An 18,162-nucleotide genomic window follows, 5' to 3' on the forward strand; every position below is an offset into this window, starting at 1 on the left:
CGGCACGTCCGCCCTGCCCGGGAGCCGCCGCTCAGCTGCGGTACGACTCCACCTCGCCCGCCGGGCGGAGGGTCGCCGTGTCCGGGTCCTCGCCGAACTCCTCCTTGGCGCGGCGCTGGCGCAGCAGGTCCCAGCACTGGTCGAGGCGGACCTCCAGTTCGGCCAGGCGGGCGCGCTCCTCGGGCAGGAGGCCGCCGGTGCGCTGCCGCAGGGCGCGCTCCTCCTCGACCAGGGCGCCGATGTCGTCCAGGATCTCCTCGTTGTCCATGCCTTCCAGCGTGGCCGATCAGCGCTCTCCCCGCAGGTCGAGATCGGCGAGGACGGCCCGGTGGTCGCTGCCGGCGAGGTCGAGGAAGCGGACGTCCTCCACGCTGAACTCGTCGCTGACCAGGACGTGGTCGATCTGCACGTACGGCGGGAGCGGGCCCTCCACGGGCCAGGTGGCGGCGCGGCTCTTCCCCGCCGCCCACGCCGCGTCCCGCAGGCGCCCCTCCCTCAGGATCGCGCGGAAGGCCGCGTGGTCCTGGGAGGCGTTGAAGTCCCCGGCGATCAGCGTCGGGCCCGTGCGCGGGGCGGCGAAGTCCTCGATGCGGCCCAGCTCCCGCCTCCACACGTCCACCTGGCCCGGGAGCGGCGGCATCGGGTGGGCGAGCTGGACGCGCACGGAACGCCCGGCGATCTCGGCCGTGGCACCCGGCATCCCCATGGTCGCCGGGATCATCCGCCAGTCGCGCAGCGGATGGGCGCTGAGCAGCACGGAGCCCGCCGACCCTTCGGCCTCGACGGAGGCGTAGTGGGGGAGTTCGTCGGCGAAGGCCGTGGTGAGGGCGCGCCGGCAGGCGCGGTCGCACTCGGAGACGTACACGAGCCCGGGGCGCTCGCGCCGGACGGTGGCGATCAGCGCGTCCGTGGCCTGGCCGAACTCGACGTTGGCGGCGAGGACGCGGACCCGGGCGAGGGGCAGGCCGTGGCTCACGACGGTCCACGTCGTGTACGGCAGGGAGCTCCAGGCGGTGGCGGCGAGGACGACGACGGCGGTGAGGGCGAGACCCCGGCGACGGGCGACGGCGGCCAGGAGCAGCCCGAGCCCGGCGGGGAGGGCCAGCCAGGGGAGGAAGGAGAGCAACTGCGGGACGGGCGTGACCCCGTCGGTGTCCAGCATGCGGCAGACGGTGACCGTGGCGGGCACGAGGAGCAGCAGCCCGGCGAGCCACGCGGCCGGCCGGTGCCGGGGGCGGAGGGGCGGCGGGGCGGCGCCCGTCCCGGCGGGACCGGGCACGGGCGCCCGTCCGGGAACGGCGGCAAGGACGGGGTCGGAGTCCACGCCGCTCAGTGTCGCAGGGCCACCGCCGGACCGCCGTGGGTCGCGCGGGCCGTCTCAGTGCCGCAGGGCCCGGCCGATCTCCGCCTTCGTCACGTCCGAGAGCTGTCGGTTGCTGCGTGCCGTGGCGGACTTGGACTTTCCCGGTGCCACGGCGTCGATGTTCAGGACGACGGAGTCGAGCAGTTTTCCGTCGCCGTCGCGGAAGTCGACCATGACCGTGTAGTCGGCGTCCTTGTCCTTCGGGTTGGCCGCGGTGATCTCCGCGACCGTCCGGTCCCCGTCGGCGCGGGGTTCCCCGGCCTTCACGTCCCCCTTCGCGTCCACGCCGTCCTTGACCTCGTCCATCTTCCGCTCGGCGGCCGAGGCGACGGCGGCCGTCGCGGAGGAGACGGCACCGCCGACCGCGTCCCCGGCGGTGTCGCAGCCGGTGGTGAGGGCGAGGGCCGCGGCGAGGGCCAGGGCGGCTCCGGCGGTGCGTCCCATGCGGTCAGTACCTCTCGTCCCGGCCGTACGCCTCGTCCGTGGCCAGCGCCCAGATCACGAAGATCGAGACGGCCATGGAGAAGAGCGACCACCAGGGCTGGTAGGGCAGGAAGAGGAAGTGGAAGAGGATGTTGAGGGAGGCGAGCGTGATGCCGGCGACCCGTCCCCACTCGGCGCCCTTGAGGACGCCGTAACCGACGATGACGAGGATCACGCCCAGGATCAGGTGGATCCAGCCCCACGCGGTCAGGTTGAACTTGAAGACGTAGTCGCCGACACGGGTGTAGACGTCGTCCTCGGCGATGCCGGCGATGCCCTGGAAGACGTCCATGAAGCCGATGACCAGCATGAGGACACCGGCGAAGAGGGTGCCGCCGGAGGCCCAGGCACCGGCGGTGCTCTGCTTGCGGGGCGGGGCGGCGTTCGGGTTGCGGGGCGGCGCGGCGTGCTGGCCCTGACTCTGGCCGGGGCGCGCGGTCCCGTCGTCGTTCTGGCTCATGGACCCATCGTGCGAGCGTTCGCACGCCGGCGAACCTTCAAGAGGTCCGTTCGAGTGAACGCAGGAACGCGTCCAGGGCCGCGTCGAACTCCTCGGGCCGCTCCAGATTGGGCAGGTGCGCGGCCCGCTCGACCACCACGAGCGCGGAGCCGGGGATCAGGGCGTGCGTCTCCTCCGCGCCGGAGACCGGGGTGTACGTGTCGTCCCGGCCGACCACGACGAGCGCGGGCACGGTGGCGGCGGCGAGCGACTCCCGGTAGTCGGGGCGCTCGGCCCGCCCGCGCAGGGCGGCGGCGGCCGCGACGGGGTCGGTGGCGCACATCATGCGGTGCACGTGGGGCGCGGCGTGCGTGTTGTACGGGTCGACCATCCGGTCCAGTACCTCGTCGGCGTACCCCCGCATGCCCTCGGCGAGGAGCCGGTCGGCCATGGCGTTCCGGGCCTCCTTCCCCTCCTCGGTCTCGGCGGCGGGGAAGGTGTCCGCGAGGACCAGGCCCCGGACGCGGCCGGGGTGGCGCCGGTGGAACTCCATGGCGATCTGGCCGCCCATGGAGAGGCCCGCGAGGACGCAGTCCTCGACGCCGAGGTGGTCGAGGAGGGCGGCCAGGTCCTCGGCGAAGACGTCGAGGCCGACGGCCTTCGCGTCCGTCGCGAGCGGGGTGGATCCGTAACCGCGCAGGTCGGGGGCGATCACCCGGTGCGTGCGGGAGAAGCGGTCGAGCTGGGGCCGCCACATGGTGCGGTCGAAGGGGTGGCCGTGGACGAGGAGGACGACGGGGCCGGAGCCGCGGTCCTCGTAGTGCGTCTCGGCGGTGGCTGTTCGGGAGACGGGCATGGCGGCAGGCTAGGCAGCGCCGACTGCTCGGTGCAATGAAAACTTTGCCCTCGGTGCAATGGGGGCGCGGCGGAGGAGAGGTGCCCGTGGAGGAGTACCGGAGGATCGCGGACCGCGTCGAGGCGGCCGTGCGGGACGGCCGGCTGCGGCCCGGCGACCGGCTGCCGCCGCAGCGCGTCTTCGCCCGGCGGCACGGGATCGCGAACTCGACGGCGATCCGGGTGTACGGGGAGCTGGCGCGCCGGGGCCTGGTCGTCGGGGAGGTCGGGCGCGGCACCTTCGTCCGGGCGGCCCCTCCGCCGTCGGGGCCCGCGCTGGTCGAGGCGACCGGGACCGCGCCCGTCGACCTCCAGCTCAACTACCCGGTCGCGGAGGGCCAGCCGGAGCTGATGGCCCGTGCGCTCGCGGCCCTCGCCCGGCCCGGCGTCCTCGCCGGGGTCCTGGCACGCCCGGCCGCCGCCGACGGCACCCCCGAGGCCCGCGACGCTGCCGCGACCGTGCTCGCCGGGCCCGGCTGGGCCCCGGCCCCCGGAAGCGTCCTCTTCGCCGGGAGCGGCCGCCGGGCCGTCGCCGCCGCCCTCTCCGCGCTCGTGCCGCCCGGCGGACGCCTGGGCGTCGAGGAGCTGACGTACCCCCCGCTCAAGGCCCTCGCCGAACGGCTCGGCATCCGGCTCGTGCCCCTCGCCCTCGACGCGGAGGGGGTGCGGCCCGGGGCGCTCGCGGCGGCCCACCGCACGTCGCCGCTCGCCGCCGTCTACCTCCAGCCGACCCTGCACAACCCGCTCGCGGCGACCGCCGGGGAGGAGCGGCGGGCCGAACTCGCCGCGCTCCTGAGCCGGCTCGGCCTGACCGCCGTCGAGGACGCCACCTGGGCCTTCCTCGACCCCGCCGCTCCCGCCCCGCTCGCCGCGCACGCGCCCGAACACGTCGTCCTGGTGGACGGCCTCTCCAAGCGGCTCGCGCCCGCCCCGACCGTCGGCTACCTCGTCGTCCCCGGCCGGCTGCGCGCGGCGGTCGCGGAGGCGCTGCGCTCCGGCGCCTGGACGGCGGACGGCTTCGCCCTCGCCGCCGCCACCCGCTGGGCCGGGGACGGGACGGTCGCGGAGGCCGTCGCCGCCAAGCGGGCGGACGCGGCCGCCCGGCACGCCCTGGTCGTGCGGCGGCTCGCCGGGCAGACCTTCCGGACCTCCCCGCACGCCTACTTCTGCTGGTGGGAGCTGCCCGCGCCCTGGCGGGCCGAGACCTTCACGGCGGCGGCCGCCGCACGCGCGGGCGTGGCGGTCACCCCCGGGAGCGCCTTCGCGACGGGCCCGGGGGCGACGCCCTGCGCGGTCCGCGTGGGCCTGGCCTCGCCGCCCCGCGCCGTGCTCGACGACGCCCTGGTCCGTCTCGCGGCCCTCGCGGCGGCCGGGCCCCGCTGATCCACTTGCGGCGTGCCGGGCGCGGGTGTGCCCTGGAGGGTGCGGGAACCAGGGGGACCGGAGGCGCCGGAGGCGCCCGAGACGAAGGAGCTCCTGCCATGGCCGCACACGCAGCGGTGCCCGCCCGGCGGCGCCACGCCGGCACGCACGGCTGGGCCGGCCCGACCGTGATCGGCGTCCTCTACGGCCTCTACGCCGAGACGAACGCCCGCGACGGCGGCCCCCTCGCCCTGAGCCAGCTCTGGATCGGCCTCGTCTCCGCCGTCGTGCTCGCCGTGGCGATCCACGTCCTCCGCCGCCACGGCCAGGCCCTGCCCCGCGTGCCGCGCGCCGCCGCGTGGGGGGCCCTGGTGGGCGTCTCGCTCGGCTACGCCTACAGCCTCACCGACGCCAGCGTGCTCTCGTCCAGCGGACTCGGCCTGGTGTCCGCCCTGGTCACCGCGGTCTGCGCGCACTACTTCTTCTACACCCACGAGGACGCGACGAGCCGGACCGCGCCCCGCCGGACCGCACCCCACCGGACCGTGTCCCACCGGACCGGCTGACCGGAGCCCGCCGCCCGGGACGACGGAGGAACCGCATGACCGACCTCGCCGTCGAGACCGAGGGCCTGGTCAAGGTCTTCGGCACCAACCGCGCCGTGGACGGCGTCGACCTGCGCGTCCCCGCCGGAACCGTCTACGGGGTCCTCGGGCCCAACGGCGCCGGCAAGACGACCGTCGTCAAGGTGCTCGCCACCCTGCTCCGCCCCGACGGCGGCCGGGCCGGCGTCTTCGGCAGGGACGTCGTCGCGGACGCCGACGCGGTACGCGGGCGCGTGAGCCTCACCGGCCAGTACGCCTCCGTCGACGAGGACCTGACCGGCGCGGAGAACCTGGTCCTCCTCGCCCGGCTGCTCGGCCACACCCGGGCCGCCGCCCGCGAGCGCGCGGAGGAGCTGCTCGCCGCGTTCGGGCTCGCGGAGGCCGCCGGGAAGCAGATCAAGAACTACTCGGGCGGCATGCGGCGCCGCATCGACATCGCCGCGTCCATCCTCAACGTCCCCGACCTGCTCTTCCTCGACGAACCGACGACCGGCCTCGACCCGCGCAGCCGCAACCAGGTCTGGGACATCGTCCGCGCGGTGGTCGCCCAGGGCACCACCGTCCTGCTGACCACCCAGTACCTGGACGAGGCGGACCGGCTGGCCTCCCGCGTCGCCGTCATCGACCACGGCCGGGTGATCGCGGAGGGCACGAAGGGCGAGCTGAAGGCCTCGGTCGGTTCGGGCTCGGTGCACGTACGGCTCCGGGACCCCGGGCGGCGGCGGGAGGCCGAGGCGGTCCTGCGCGGCGCGCTGCGGTCCGGCGTGCAGCTCGACCCGGACCCGGTCGCGCTCACCGCCACCGTCGACGGCCACGGGACGGACCTGGGCGCCGCCGAGCAGGCGGCGCGGGCGCTCGCGGAGCTGGCGCGGGCCGGGATCACGGTCGACAGCTTCGCGCTCGGACAGCCCAGCCTCGACGAGGTGTTCCTGGCGCTGACGGACAGGAAGGGAACGGCGGCATGACCACGGTCTCCACCGGCAAGGACACGCGCACGACCGACCCCGACTTCGAGGCCCCCCGGGCGGAGGAGCTCGCGGAACTGCTCGTGGGACGGGCCCGTCCGCCCCGCCCCGGCGCGCTCTCCGCCTCGCTGACGTTCGGTCACCGGGCCATGCTGAAGATCAAGCACGTGCCGGAGCAGCTGTTCGACGTGACGGCGTTCCCGATCATGATGGTGCTGATGTACACGTACCTCTTCGGGGGCGCGCTGGCCGGTTCGGTCTCCTCGTACGTCCAGTTCCTGCTGCCGGGCATCCTGGTGATGAGCGTCGTGATGATCACGATGTACACGGGGGTGTCGGTCAACACCGACATCGAGAAGGGCGTCTTCGACCGCTTCCGCACGCTCCCGATCTGGCGCCCGGCGCCGATGGTCGGCTACCTCCTCGGCGACGTCGTGCGCTATCTGATCGCCTCGGCCGTGATGCTGACGGTCGGCGTGATCATCGGCTACCGGCCGGAGGGCGGCCTCCCGGGCGTGCTCCTCGGGGTCGCGCTGCTCCTGGTGTTCTCGTTCGCCTTCTCGTGGATCTGGACCATGTTCGGCCTGCTGCTGCGCAGCGAGAAGTCCGTCATGGGCGTCTCGATGATGGTGATCTTCCCGCTGACCTTCCTGTCCAACGTCTTCGTCGACCCGAGGACCATGCCGGGCTGGCTCCAGGCCTTCGTGAACAACAACCCGGTGACCCATGTGGCGAGCGCGGTGCGGGAGTTGATGGCGGGCGGGTGGCCGGTCGCGGAGATCGCGTGGTCGCTGGGCTGGTCGGCGGTGTTCGTGCTGGTCTTCGGATGGGTCACGATGCGGCTGTACAACCGCAGGTAGCGGGCGCGCGAGGGGGCCGGGGCGGAAGGCGGCCCCGGGCCCGCGCGAGGGGCGGCCCGGACAACGCGTCCCGCGTCATGGCGGACGTACCGCCGGCGGACGGCGCCCGTACGGACCAGGGCCTGTCCGACCCCGATCCGCCGGACGGGCCCTAGACGGGCCGCACGCCCTCGCCCCGGACGACCACGACCGGGCAGGGGGCGTGCTGGGCGGCCTGGGTGGAGACCGAGCCGAGGACGGCCGCCCGGAAGCCGCTGTGGCCCCGGTCGCCGACGACGAGGAGGCTCGCGCCCTTCGCCGTGTCGACCAGGGCCTGCGCGGCGTTGCCGCCGACCACCGTGCGGGTGGCGGCGGCGGCCTCCTCCGGGGTGAGCGCGTCGGACAGGGCCTGGTCGAGGATCTGCGCGGCGAGCCGCTCGGGGTCGAACTCGGCCGGTACGCCCGGCATCAGCGTCGCCCACGAGGCCGGGTACTCCCAGGCGATGACCGCCTCCACGGAGTCCCCGGTCAGGGCGGCCTGACCGGCCGCCCACCTCAGGGCCTTCAGGGAAGGCTCCGACCCGTCCACGCCCACCACGATCCTGCCGGCCATCGCCGACCTCCGTTCGTCGTACGACCCGTCTGTGCGAATCGTCTCCAACGTAACAAACCGGTCGGTCCGGGCGGTCAGTCGAGGCGCAGGTCGGCGAGTTGGCGTTCGAACGGCACGACCTCGTCCTCGTCCGCCTCCCGGACGGGCCGGGCCGCGACCGCGTCCGCGAACTCGTACCCGGCCCGGTTGATCCGGGCGGGCAGTCCTTCGGTGTACTCGTCGCCGCCCGAGCCCCAGTCCTCCGAGGCCGCGTAGACGGCGGTCGGGACGGTGAGGGCACGCAGGTAGGCGAAGAGCGGTCGCAGGGCGTGGTCCAGGACCAGCGAGTGGCGGGCGGTGCCGCCGGTCGCCCCGATCAGGACCGGGGTGCCGGTCAGCGCGGTCGGGTCCACCAGGTCGAAGAACGACTTGAACAGACCGCTGTACGAGGCCGTGAAGACCGGCGTCACCGCGATGACGCCGTCCGCGCCGGTCACCGTGTCGATCGCCTCCCGGAGCCTCCCGGACGGGAAGCCGGTGACGAAGTTGTTGGCGATGTCGACGGCCAGGTCGCGGAGTTCGACCACCTCGACGTCGACGGCGTACTCCTGCTCGGCCAGCCGGTAGCGGGCCGCCTGGAGGAGCCGGTCGGCGAGGAGCCGGGTCGAGGAGGGGCTGCTGAGCCCGGCCGAGACGGCGACCAGTTTGAGCGTGCGCATGACGTCAGACCTCCTTGGTCCGTGCGACGGCGGGGTGGAGCGGGGCGGTGTCCGGGACGCCGGCGGGGCGCAGGTTCGCGAACTCCTTGCGCAGCACCGGGACGACCTCCTCGCCGAGCAGGTCGAGCTGCTCCAGGACGGTCTTCAGGGGCAGTCCGGCGTGGTCGACCAGGAAGAGCTGGCGCTGGTAGTCGCCCACGTAGTCGCGGAAGGACAGGGTCCGCTCGATGACCTCCTGCGGGGAGCCGACGGTCAGCGGGGTCTCGCGGCTGAACTCCTCCAGGGAGGGGCCGTGGCCGTAGACCGGCGCGTTGTCGAAGTACGGGCGGAACTCCCGTACCGCGTCCTGCGAGTTCTTGCGCAGGAAGACCTGGCCGCCGAGGCCGACGATCGCCTGCTCGGGGGTGCCGTGGCCGTAGTGCGCGTACCGCTGCCGGTAGAGCCGGACCATCTTCTCGGTGTGCTGCTTGGGCCAGAAGATGTGGTTCGCGAAGAAGCCGTCGCCGTAGTAGGCGGCCTGCTCGGCGATCTCCGGGGAACGGATGGAGCCGTGCCAGACGAACGGCGGGACGCCGTCGAGCGGGCGCGGGGTGGAGGTGAAGCCCTGGAGGGCGGTGCGGAACTTCCCCTCCCAGTCGACCACGTCCTCCCTCCACAGCTTGTGGAGCAGCGCGTAGTTCTCGATGGCGAGCGGGATGCCCTGGCGGATGTCCTGCCCGAACCACGGGTAGACCGGGCCGGTGTTGCCACGGCCCATCATCAGGTCCACGCGGCCGTCGGCGAGGTGCTGGAGGGTCGCGTAGTCCTCGGCGATCTTCACCGGGTCGTTGGTGGTGATCAGGGTCGTGGACGTGGACAGGACCAGGTTCTCCGTGCGGGCGGCGATGTGCCCGAGGAGGGTGGTGGGGGACGACGGGACGAACGGCGGGTTGTGGTGCTCCCCGGTCGCGAAGACGTCGAGGCCGACCTCCTCCGCCTTGAGCGCGATGGCGACGGTGTTCTTGATCCGCTCGTGCTCGCTGGGGGTGCGGCCGGTGGTGGGGTCGGTCGTCACGTCGCCGACGGTGAAGATCCCGAACTGCATCGTGCTCACCTCTCGCGTTCCCGGGTGCCTTTCCCGGATAGTGGTTGAATCTTAAACCATCCGTTCCAACGGTGCGAGCCCCCTCCCTATTCCGGGGGCCGGGACGCGCCCGGGAGTGGGGGCGGCCGGGGTACGTGCGGGGTGGGAGCGAGCGCGAGCGAGGAGCGTGCGGGCCGGGAGTGAGGACGGCCACGAGGAAGGGGTCCCGGGGCTCCCGTAGAGTTCGGCGGCGTGGACGGTGCGGGTGTGACGGGTGTGAACGGCGCGATATCGGTCGTCGGAATCGGCGCGGACGGCTGGGACGGGCTCCCCGAGGCCTCCCGCCGCGTCCTGCGCGCCGCCGGGGTCCTGATCGGCGCCCCCCGCCAGCTCGACCTGCTGCCCGGCGACTGCCCCGGCGAGCGGATCGCCTGGCCCTCCCCCCTCCGCCCGGCCGTGCCCGGCCTGCTCGCCGCCCACGAGGGGCGTGCGATCGCCGTCCTGGCCAGCGGGGACCCCTCCTTCTACGGCATCGGCCGCACCCTCGCGGAGACCGTCGGCGCCGACCGGCTCCGGATCCACCCGCACCCGTCCTCCGTCACGTACGCCTGCGCCCGGCTCGGCTGGCCCCTGGAGGAGACCGAGACGGTGTCCCTGGTGGCCCGGCCGCTCGCCGCCCTCACCGCCGTCCTGCACCCCGGGCGCCGGATCCTCGTCCTCGGCGAGGGCCCCGGCACCCCCGCCGATGTGGCCGCGCACCTCCGCGACACCGGCTGGGGCGGCACCCGGATCCGGGTCCTCGAACAGCTCGGCGGCCCCCGCGAACGGCTCCTCGACGCGACCGCCGAGGCCTGGCCTTACGAGCGGACCGACGCCCTCCACGTCCTCGCGCTCGACTGCGTACGGGACCCGGACGCCCTGCGGCTCGGCGCGGCGCCGGGCCTGCCGGACGAGGCGTACGAGCACGACGGGCAGCTCACCAAGCGGTACGTGCGCGCCGCCACCCTCGCCGCGCTCGCCCCCGCCCCCGGCGAACTCCTCTGGGACGTCGGCGGCGGCTCCGGCTCCATCGGCGTCGAGTGGATGCGGACCCACCGCGCCTGCCGCGCCGTCGCGATCGAGAAGAGCCCCGAGCGGGCCGCCCGCATCGCCCGCAACGCCGACGCCCTGGGCGTCCCGGCCCTGAGGGTCGTCACCGGCCCCGCTCCCGGGGCCCTCGCCGGCCTCCCGACCCCGGACGCGATCTTCGTCGGCGGCGGCCTGACCGCCCCCGGCCTGCTCGCGGCCTGCTGGGACGCGCTGCCCGACGGCGGCCGGCTCGTCGCCAACACCGTCACGCTCGAATCCGAGGCGCTGCTCGCCGAGGCCCACCGCCGCCACGGCGGCGAACTCGTCCGGCTCGCGGTCGCCACCGCCGTCCCCGTGGGCGGCTTCACCGGCTGGCGGCAGGCGATGCCGGTCACGCAGTGGTCCGTCACGAAGCGGCCGGTCACGCGGTGACCCGTCGCGGAGGGGGCCGTCACGAAGCGGCCCGTCGCGGAGGGGCCCGGCACACAGCGGTCCGACACCCAGCGGCCCGTCACGCGGCGGCCCGTCACGAAAGGTTCTGAAGAGGGATGACCGTCTACTTCATCGGCGCGGGCCCCGGCGCGGCCGACCTGATCACCGTGCGCGGCGCGCGGACCCTGGCGAAGTGCGGGGTCTGCCTCTACGCCGGCTCCCTCGTCCCCGTCGAACTGCTCGCCGAGTGCCCGCCGGACGCGCGGCTCGTCGACACGGCCCTTCTCGACCTGGACCGGATCGTGGCGGAGATCGCCGCCGCCCACGAGGCCGGGCAGGACGTGGCCCGGCTGCACTCCGGCGACCCGTCGGTGTTCAGCGCGGTCGCGGAGCAGATGCGCCGCCTGGACGCGCTCGGCATCCCGTACGAGGTCGTCCCCGGCGTCCCGGCCTTCGCGGCGGCGGCCGCCGCGCTGAAGCGGGAGCTGACCGTCCCGACGGTCGGCCAGACCGTCATCCTCACCCGCGTCGCGCAGCAGGCCACGCCGATGCCGGAGGGCGAGGACCTGGCGACCCTGGGCCGCAGCGGCGCCCTGCTCGTCCTCCACCTCGCCGCGCGGTACGTCGACCGGGTCGTCGCCGAGCTGGTCCCCCACTACGGCGCGGACTGCCCGGCCGCCGTCGTCGCGATGGCCAGCCGCCCCGACGAGGTCGTCCTGCGCGGCACCCTCGACGACATCGCGGAGCAGACGAAGGCGGCCGGGATCACCAAGACCGCCGTCATCATCGTGGGCCGCACCCTCGCGGCCTCCGAGTTCCGCGACAGCCACCTGTACGACCCGGCGCGCGACCGGCACGCCTGCTGAGACCCGCGCGCACGCGGAGGGGCCCCGGGGAGATTCCCCGGGGCCCCTCCGTCACCACGGTCCGGCTCAGGTGTTCGGCCGCTTGCCGTGGTTCGCGCCCTTCTTCTTCCGGGCCCGCCGCTTGTTGCCACGCTTCGACATGAGTCTCCCTCTCGGTCGCTCGGTCGGGTGTTCGTCGGCAAGCCTAGGGGCGGGCCTCCCGGTCCGCACGTCGTGTCGGGTTCACGCCCCCGCCCCCCGCACCGACGACCGTCCCACCACCACCCCCGCCCGGTCGATACAGATCACGTCCACCGCGACCGGGGCGCCCCGCAGGACCGCGAGGGACTCGTCGCGGGCGCGGGTGGCGACCAGGTCGCCGAGGGGGACGCCGGCGGCCTCGCAGAGACGGAGGGCGGCCAGGCCCGTGTTCGCGGCGGCGATCTCCGCCGCCAGGGACTCGGACGCGCCGCCGGTGCGGGCCAGGTCCGCCAGGAAGGCCTTGTCGACCTGGGAGCGCGCCGAGTGCAGGTCCAGATGGCCGGCGGCCAGCTTGGAGAGCTTCGCGAAGCCGCCGCAGACCGTGAGCCGGTCCACCGGGTGGCGGCGCACGTACTTCAGGACCGCGCCCGCGAAGTCGCCCATGTCGAGCAGGGCGATCTCCGGCAGGCCGTACAGGCCCGTCACCGTCCGCTCCGAGGTCGAGCCGGTGCAGCCGGCGACGTGGGTGAGGCCGCCCGCGCGGGCCACGTCCACGCCCCGGCGGATCGAGTCGATCCAGGCCGAGCAGGAGTACGGGACGACGACGCCGGTCGTGCCCAGGATCGACAGGCCGCCGAGGATGCCGATCCGGGGGTTCCAGGTGGAGCGGGCGATCTCGGCGCCGCCGTCGACGGAGATCGTGATCTCGACGTCGCCCGTGCCGCCGTGCGCGGCGGCGACCCGCGCCACGTGCTCCCGCATGAGCTGCCGGGGCACGGGGTTGATCGCGGGCTCGCCCACGTCGAGCGGAAGGCCGGGGAGGGTGACCGTGCCGACGCCCTCGCCCGCCCGGAACACCACGCCGGAGCCCGGCGGCAGGAGCCGCACCGTCGAGCGGATCACGGCCCCGTGGGTGACGTCCGGGTCGTCGCCCGCGTCCTTCACCACCGCCGCCGTCGCCGCGTCCCCGGCGCGCTCCTCGGCCGTGAGCGCGAACGACGGCGTCTGCCCCTTCGGCAGCGTGATCGTCACCGGGTCCGGGAAGTCCCCGGTCAGGAGGGCCGTGTACGCGGCCGTCGTCGCCGCCGTCGCGCAGGCACCGGTCGTCCAGCCCGGGCGCAGACCGGTGTGCTTGAGTTGGGCCTCGCGCCCGCCGCCTGAACTCACGAAGGGGCTCCTGTGCACGTACTCATTCTCGGCGGGACCACCGAGGCCCGCGCCCTCGCGGGACTGCTCCACCCCCGCGTACGGGTCACCAGCTCGCTCGCGGGCCGGGTCGCCCGGCCCCGGCTGCCCGAGGGCGAGGTCCGGATCGGCGGCTTCGGCGGCGCCGACGGGCTCGCGGCGTGGCTCGGGGAGCACGCGGTGGACGCGGTCATCGACGCCACCCATCCCTTCGCCGAGCGGATCAGCTTCAACGCGGCCGGGGCGGCCGCCACCGCCCATGTTCCCCTGCTCGCGCTGCGCCGTCCCGGCTGGGTCCCGGAGGAGGGCGACGACTGGCGCGAGGCGGGCTCCCTGGCGGAGGCCGCCGCCGCCCTCGACGGCCTCGGGGACCGCGTCTTCCTCACCACCGGCCGCCTGGGCCTCGCCGCCTTCGCCGACCGCCCCGAGTGGTTCCTGGTCCGCTCGGTCGACGCCCCCGAGGCGCCGGTGCCGGCCCGCGCCGGGATCCTCCTCGACCGGGGCCCCTTCACCCTCGACGGCGAGCGCGACCTGCTGCGCCGCCACCGGATCGACGTCCTGGTCACCAAGGACAGCGGCGGCGCGGCCACCGCCCCGAAACTGACCGCCGCCCGCGAGGCCGGCATCCCGGTCGTCGTCGTCCGCCGCCCCCCGGTCCCGGAGGGCGTACGGACGGCGACGACCCCCGAGGAGGCCGCCGCCCTGGTCCTGGCGTACTAGCCGTACCGGCGCGGCGTCCACGTGATCGTGCGGCCGTCCGCGCGCTCCACCGCCCGGGTCTGCGAGGAGCCGATCAGGAGGAGGGTGCGCATGTCGACCTCGGACGGGTCCAGGGTCTTCAGGGTCAGGACCCGGACCGACTGCCCGGGGCCGCCGACGTCGCGGGCGACGACCACCGGGGTGTCGGGGGAGCGCAGCTCCAGGAGGAGGTCGCGGGCGGCCGCCACCTGGTGGGTGCGGGACTTCGAGCCCGGGTTGTACAGGGCGATGACCAGGTCCGCGCCGGCCGCCGCGCGCAGCCGGTCCGCGATGACGTCCCAGGGCTTGAGCCGGTCGGAGAGCGAGATCGTCGCGTAGTCGTGGCCGAGCGGGGCGCCGGCCGCCGCCGCCGCCGCGTTGGCGGCGGTCACGCCCGGGAGGACCCGTACGGGAACGTCCGCGTACGCCGGCTCCGAGGCCACCTCCAGGACCGCCGTCGCCATGGCGAAGACGCCCGGGTCGCCGCCCGAGACGACCGCGACCCGGTGCCCGCGCCGGGCCAGGTCGAGGGCGAACTCGGCGCGCTCCGACTCCACCTTGTTGTCGGAGCCGTGGCGGCGCTGGCCGGGGCGCAGGACCGGCACCCGGTCCAGGTAGGTGGTGTAGCCGACCAGGTCGTCCGCGTTGAGCAGGGCCCCGCGCGACTCCGGCGTCAGCCAGGGCGCGCCCGCCGGGCCGGTGCCGACCACGACGACCTCGCCGCGCTCCCGTACGGGGGGCTCCTCGTCGACGCGGGAGGGCAGGACGGCGACCGAGAAGTACGGGACGGTCTCCGGGTCCACGTCCGCCAGGCGTCCGGTCCGCTCGCCCGCCATGAACGCCCGCTCCACGTACCGCGCGTCCTCCAGGCGGCCCGCCCGCTCCAGGGCCCGCCGCACGGTGGGGAAGGTGCGGCCGAGCTTCATCACGACCGCCGAGTCCGTGCCCGCGAGCCGGGCCGTCAGCTCGTCCTCCGGCAGGGTGCCCGGGACGATCGTCAGGACCTCCTCCGCCTCGCACAGCGGCTCCCCGAGCCGGGCGGCGGCGGCGCTCACCGAGGTCACGCCGGGGATGACGGTCGTGTCGTAGCGGTGCGCGAGCCGCTTGTGCATGTGCTGGTACGAGCCGTAGAAGAGCGGGTCGCCCTCGGCGAGGACCGCGACCGTGCGGCCCGCGTCCAGGTGCGCGGCGAGCCGGGCCGCCGCCTCCTCGTAGAAGTCGTTCAGGGCGCCCCGGTAGCCGCCGGGGTGGTCCGTGGTCTCCACCGTGAGCGGGTACATCAGCCGCTCCTCGACGTGGTCCTCGCGCAGGTGCGGGGCCGCGATCGAGCGGGCGATGGAGCGCCCGTGGCGGGCCGAGTGGTACGCGACCACGTCGGCGGCGGCGATGGCCTTCACGGCGGCGAGGGTCAGCAGCTCCGGGTCGCCGGGCCCGAGCCCCACGCCGTACAGCCTGCCGACGGTGTCTCCGGCCGGGTTCCCGGTCACTCCGGTCACTCCGCTCACTGCTGGATCTCCGCTTCGTGCGCGAGGGCGTTGATCGCGGCGGCCGTCATGGCGCTGCCGCCGCGCCGGCCCCGGACGACGAGGTGTTCGAGGCCGAGGGTGTTGGCGGCGAGGGCGTCCTTGGACTCGGCGGCGCCGATGAAGCCGACGGGTATGCCGAGGACGGCGGCGGGCCTGCCCGCCCCCTTCGCGACCATCTCCAGGAGGTGGAAGAGGGCGGTGGGCGCGTTGCCGACGGCCACGACGGAGCCTTCGAGGCGGTCCCGCCACAGCTCCATGGCGGCGGCGGAGCGGGTGGTGCCGAGCGCGGCGGCGAGGGAGGGCACGGACGGGTCGGAGAGCGTGCAGACCACCTCGTTGTCGGCGGGCAGCCGCTTGCGGGTGACGCCGCTGGCGACCATCTGCGCGTCGCAGAGGATCGGCGCGCCCGCCCGGAGCGCGGCGCGGGCGCTCGCGACGACGCCCGGCGAGTACGCGATGTCCTGGACGAGGTCGGTCATGCCGCAGGCGTGGATCATCCGGACCGCCACCTGGGCGACGTCGGCGGGCAGGCCCGTGAGATCCGCCTCGGCGCGGATCGTGGCAAAGGAACGGCGGTAGATCTCCGTGCCGTCCTTCTCGTAGTCGAACATCCTGTTCTCGCTCATCTCGTTGTGCGGGCCGTGGCGACTGCCGCGGTGAGGGTGGTGCGGGAGGAGGGGACGCCGTCGACCAGGTAGCCGCCGCCGGGGACGGCGAGGACGTCGACCCAGTCGCCGTGCGGGTGTCCGCAGCGGCGCTCGCACCCGGAGTAGTGGACGGGCAGGCCGGGGCGGCCGGGGACCGCGTCCGCCCGGACGTCCGCGAGGGACTTGGCGCAGCCGGGCCGCCCGGTGCAGGCGCTGACGCCGGCCCAGGGGGAGTCGGGCCGGGTGATCAGGCCGTACGCCTCCAGGGCGGGCAGCCGGCCGGGGTCCGCCCCGACGGCGACGGCCCCGCGCCAGGGCGTGAGCCGCACCTCGTCGGCGGGGAGCAGGGCCCGCAGCTGGGCGGCGGTGAGCCGGCCGAGGGGGGCGAGGACGTGGAGGGAGCGGGGACCGAGGGGGCCGGGGGCGGGGGGAGCCGCGTGGGGCGGTACAGCCTCCGGTGCGGGTTCTCGTGCCGGGTCCCGTACGGGTTCTCGTACGGACTCCCGTACGGGCTCTCGCGCCGGGCCCCGTACGGGCTCCGCCGCGATCCCGGCCGTCGTGAGCGCGCCCCGTACGTCCGCCTCGTGGCCCTCCGGCAGCTCCCGGACGCGCCAGGCGCCCGTACCGGCCTCGCGGGCGGCGGTCAGGAAGGCGCGGGCGGCGGCGAGGGCGGCGCGGGGGGCGTCGGCGGCGGCCACGCGCACGGCCCGGTCGCCGAGGCGCAGGAGCGCGGTGTCCGGGGCCACTGCGACCAAGGTCACATCCCCGCCGAGGCCGGTGACGTCGCCGCGGCCGTCGTCCAGGACGAAGAGGAAACGGCCCGAGAGCGCGGCGGCCCAGGGGGCGGCGCAGAGCAGTCCGTCCAGCTCGCGGGCCCACAACTGCACGTCGGCGTGGCCGAGTCCGTCGAGTCCGGCGGCCGGGGAGGCCACGATGTTGCGGACGCGCTCGTGGGTGGGGGAGGGCAGCAGGCCCGCCTCCGCCAGGAGCGCCGCGAGCTCCGCCCCGCAGCCGCCGGCCAGACCGCGCAGCTCGGCGTTCCCGCGCGAGGTGACGCTGATCCGCCCGTCGCCCAGGGCCTCCGCCGCGTGCGCCAGGACTTCTACCTGACGGGCCGTCAATCTTCCTGCGGGCAGCCGCAGTCGGGCCAGGTGCCCGTCGTCGGCGGAGTGCAGCCGGAGCGCACCCGGGCAGGCGTCGCCGCGCTCCCGCACACGGGGTGCGCCGGGGGCGGGCGTCGGGGCCGGGGACGGGGTGGGCGGCATGGCGGCGAGCATACCTACGGGAAACCGGCGGTCGACGGGGTGTGACCGGCCCGACTCCGACCGCCCCGGCGGACGCGGCCGATCCGGTTTCCGGTGCCCCGGCGGACGCGCTCCGGTCGAGGCCCGTCCCCCGGCCCCCGCCCCCCGCCCCCGTGGCTAAGACGTCCCGCCCACGATCCCGAGCAGGGCGGTCGACCCCGCGACGGCGACGAACAGGACGGCGCAGAGCCAGACGGACGCGAGCCGGTCCATGGTCATCTTCTCGCCTGGGTTCCGCAGTCGGGCGAAGTGGTGCCGGTACATCCGGCGCCGGAACGGGAGCAGGGCGACCGGCATGGACAGCATCGCGACGCTGTACAGGAAGAGGCGAAGGGCCCCGTTGTCCGGGTTCGGCCGAGCCGCCAGGGCGATCACGGCCAGGAGGACGGGAGCTCCCGTGCGGGTGCCCCACCTGGCCTTCCTCTGCCGTGCCCGCTCCGCGTCCCGGAGTTCCTCCGGCGCCTCGGCGATCATGGCGGCGCCCAGCGCCTCCATCGTCGCCATGAACACCAGGGTCGCCATGATCCCGATCAGCGTCCACGTGTCCACCGTCACGGAGAACAGCACCGTCCGCCCCCTTTCCCTCCACCGGCCCGTGCCGGACGACGCCAGCATCGGTGACGCCCGGTCACCGCGCACTGCCGGGCTCCGGCAGTCTTCGGTCCGCGTTCCTGCGCGCCCCGGCCTCCGCCTCAATCCAGAGCCCGGCCCCGTTCCCGCGCCGGTGTGACCCGTCCGACCCTCCCGCTCCCTCCAGCCCCCGGAGCGCACGATCTAGGATGCAGAGCGGCATGGGGTCCCAGGACCCCGGGGAGGAAGCCCGGTGAGATTCCGGCGCGGTCCCGCCACTGTGAGCCGGCCCGGCGCTTTCGGGGCGGTGAGTCAGGAACTC

The 18,162-nt window shown here is 75.2% G+C and carries 21 protein-coding genes and 1 riboswitch; of the genes, 7 read left to right on the forward strand and 14 right to left on the reverse strand.

All coding sequences use genetic code 11. From position 1 onward, the window contains the following. Window positions 1–31: 31 nt before the first annotated feature. The 5 genes from ACFY7E_RS10145 to ACFY7E_RS10165 all read right to left on the reverse strand — a co-directional run bounded on the left by ACFY7E_RS10145 (window position 32) and on the right by ACFY7E_RS10165 (window position 3,141). The gene (locus ACFY7E_RS10145) at window positions 32–268 is read right to left on the reverse strand and encodes a DUF2630 family protein (RefSeq protein WP_383443169.1); all 237 of its coding nucleotides are present in this window, start codon (window positions 266–268) and stop codon (window positions 32–34) included. Between the two features lie 18 nt (window positions 269–286). Next, window positions 287–1,279, reverse strand: coding sequence for an endonuclease/exonuclease/phosphatase family protein (locus ACFY7E_RS10150; protein ID WP_389483356.1), 993 nt, complete (start codon window positions 1,277–1,279; stop codon window positions 287–289). A gap of 99 nt (window positions 1,280–1,378) precedes the next feature. Then, window positions 1,379–1,807 carry a hypothetical protein gene (locus tag ACFY7E_RS10155; protein ID WP_389482803.1) on the reverse strand — a complete coding sequence of 143 codons (429 nt, stop codon included), beginning with the start codon at window positions 1,805–1,807 and terminating at the stop codon, window positions 1,379–1,381. 4 nt (window positions 1,808–1,811) lie between these two features. Then, window positions 1,812–2,306: a hypothetical protein gene (locus ACFY7E_RS10160; RefSeq protein ID WP_389482805.1), complete on the reverse strand. Its 495-nt coding sequence runs from the start codon at window positions 2,304–2,306 to the stop codon at window positions 1,812–1,814. 37 nt (window positions 2,307–2,343) lie between these two features. Beyond that, window positions 2,344–3,141, reverse strand: a complete 798-nt coding sequence (locus ACFY7E_RS10165; RefSeq protein WP_389482808.1) for an alpha/beta fold hydrolase — start codon at window positions 3,139–3,141, stop codon at window positions 2,344–2,346. An 86-nt stretch (window positions 3,142–3,227) separates the two neighbouring features. Here ACFY7E_RS10165 and ACFY7E_RS10170 point away from each other — a divergent pair, with 86 nt between their 5' ends. From ACFY7E_RS10170 to ACFY7E_RS10185, 4 genes are all read left to right on the forward strand, one after another. Then, window positions 3,228–4,562 (forward strand): PLP-dependent aminotransferase family protein, encoded by a 1,335-nt coding sequence (locus tag ACFY7E_RS10170; RefSeq protein WP_389482811.1) that lies wholly within the window; start codon window positions 3,228–3,230, stop codon window positions 4,560–4,562. Window positions 4,563–4,660: 98 nt separating this feature from the next. Continuing rightward, the gene (locus ACFY7E_RS10175) at window positions 4,661–5,107 is read left to right on the forward strand and encodes a hypothetical protein (RefSeq protein WP_389482814.1); all 447 of its coding nucleotides are present in this window, start codon (window positions 4,661–4,663) and stop codon (window positions 5,105–5,107) included. A gap of 35 nt (window positions 5,108–5,142) precedes the next feature. After that, entirely contained in the window at window positions 5,143–6,111 is a 969-nt protein-coding gene (locus ACFY7E_RS10180) for an ATP-binding cassette domain-containing protein (RefSeq protein WP_389482817.1), read from the forward strand. Further along, a complete protein-coding gene (locus ACFY7E_RS10185; RefSeq protein ID WP_389482819.1) occupies window positions 6,108–6,971 on the forward strand; it encodes an ABC transporter permease in 864 nt (287 codons plus the stop codon). Before ACFY7E_RS10180 ends, ACFY7E_RS10185 begins: the two co-directional genes overlap by 4 nt. 151 nt (window positions 6,972–7,122) lie before the next feature. On the opposite strand, the gene ACFY7E_RS10190 is transcribed toward ACFY7E_RS10185, so the two are convergent. The 3 genes from ACFY7E_RS10190 to ACFY7E_RS10200 form a co-directional block, all read right to left on the reverse strand. Next, window positions 7,123–7,563 carry a universal stress protein gene (locus tag ACFY7E_RS10190; protein WP_389482821.1) on the reverse strand — a complete coding sequence of 147 codons (441 nt, stop codon included), beginning with the start codon at window positions 7,561–7,563 and terminating at the stop codon, window positions 7,123–7,125. A 74-nt stretch (window positions 7,564–7,637) separates the two neighbouring features. Next, on the reverse strand, window positions 7,638–8,261 hold the full coding sequence (locus ACFY7E_RS10195) for an FMN reductase (RefSeq protein WP_389482823.1): 624 nt from the start codon (window positions 8,259–8,261) through the stop codon (window positions 7,638–7,640). A 4-nt stretch (window positions 8,262–8,265) separates the two neighbouring features. After that, window positions 8,266–9,345, reverse strand: a complete 1,080-nt coding sequence (locus ACFY7E_RS10200) for an LLM class flavin-dependent oxidoreductase (RefSeq protein WP_383447902.1) — start codon at window positions 9,343–9,345, stop codon at window positions 8,266–8,268. 255 nt (window positions 9,346–9,600) lie between these two features. Here ACFY7E_RS10200 and cbiE point away from each other — a divergent pair, with 255 nt between their 5' ends. Continuing rightward, on the forward strand, window positions 9,601–10,824 hold the full coding sequence (cbiE, locus tag ACFY7E_RS10205) for a precorrin-6y C5,15-methyltransferase (decarboxylating) subunit CbiE (protein ID WP_389483361.1): 1,224 nt from the start codon (window positions 9,601–9,603) through the stop codon (window positions 10,822–10,824). 116 nt (window positions 10,825–10,940) lie between these two features. Beyond that, window positions 10,941–11,690: a precorrin-4 C(11)-methyltransferase gene (gene cobM, locus ACFY7E_RS10210; protein ID WP_389482826.1), complete on the forward strand. Its 750-nt coding sequence runs from the start codon at window positions 10,941–10,943 to the stop codon at window positions 11,688–11,690. A gap of 66 nt (window positions 11,691–11,756) precedes the next feature. Here the strand turns inward: cobM and ACFY7E_RS10215 are convergent, their stop codons facing one another. Both ACFY7E_RS10215 and ACFY7E_RS10220 read right to left on the reverse strand, forming a co-directional pair. Continuing rightward, entirely contained in the window at window positions 11,757–11,831 is a 75-nt protein-coding gene (locus tag ACFY7E_RS10215; protein ID WP_372460710.1) for a 50S ribosomal protein bL37, read from the reverse strand. A gap of 81 nt (window positions 11,832–11,912) precedes the next feature. Then, window positions 11,913–13,037: a cobalt-precorrin-5B (C(1))-methyltransferase gene (locus tag ACFY7E_RS10220; RefSeq protein WP_389482829.1), complete on the reverse strand. Its 1,125-nt coding sequence runs from the start codon at window positions 13,035–13,037 to the stop codon at window positions 11,913–11,915. Window positions 13,038–13,049: 12 nt separating this feature from the next. On the opposite strand from ACFY7E_RS10220, the gene ACFY7E_RS10225 reads away from it, so the two are divergent. After that, window positions 13,050–13,775 (forward strand): cobalt-precorrin-6A reductase, encoded by a 726-nt coding sequence (locus tag ACFY7E_RS10225; protein WP_389482832.1) that lies wholly within the window; start codon window positions 13,050–13,052, stop codon window positions 13,773–13,775. On the opposite strand, the gene ACFY7E_RS10230 is transcribed toward ACFY7E_RS10225, so the two are convergent. The 4 genes from ACFY7E_RS10230 to ACFY7E_RS10245 form a co-directional block, all read right to left on the reverse strand. Continuing rightward, a complete protein-coding gene (locus ACFY7E_RS10230; protein WP_389482834.1) occupies window positions 13,772–15,298 on the reverse strand; it encodes a precorrin-2 C(20)-methyltransferase in 1,527 nt (508 codons plus the stop codon). The genes ACFY7E_RS10225 and ACFY7E_RS10230 overlap by 4 nt on opposite strands. Next, a complete protein-coding gene (locus ACFY7E_RS10235) occupies window positions 15,295–15,945 on the reverse strand; it encodes a precorrin-8X methylmutase (RefSeq protein ID WP_383443457.1) in 651 nt (216 codons plus the stop codon). Before ACFY7E_RS10235 ends, ACFY7E_RS10230 begins: the two co-directional genes overlap by 4 nt. Next, a complete protein-coding gene (locus ACFY7E_RS10240) occupies window positions 15,942–17,243 on the reverse strand; it encodes a cobalamin biosynthesis protein CobG (RefSeq protein ID WP_389482837.1) in 1,302 nt (433 codons plus the stop codon). The genes ACFY7E_RS10235 and ACFY7E_RS10240 overlap by 4 nt, the downstream gene beginning before the upstream one ends. A 144-nt stretch (window positions 17,244–17,387) precedes the next feature. Further along, on the reverse strand, window positions 17,388–17,837 hold the full coding sequence (locus ACFY7E_RS10245) for a hypothetical protein (protein WP_389482838.1): 450 nt from the start codon (window positions 17,835–17,837) through the stop codon (window positions 17,388–17,390). Window positions 17,838–18,082: 245 nt separating this feature from the next. Beyond that, window positions 18,083–18,162: riboswitch (cobalamin riboswitch) on the forward strand.

The sequence above is a fragment of the Streptomyces sp. NPDC012825 genome (assembly GCF_042900925.1).
Classification (GTDB): Bacteria; Actinomycetota; Actinomycetes; order Streptomycetales; family Streptomycetaceae; genus Streptomyces.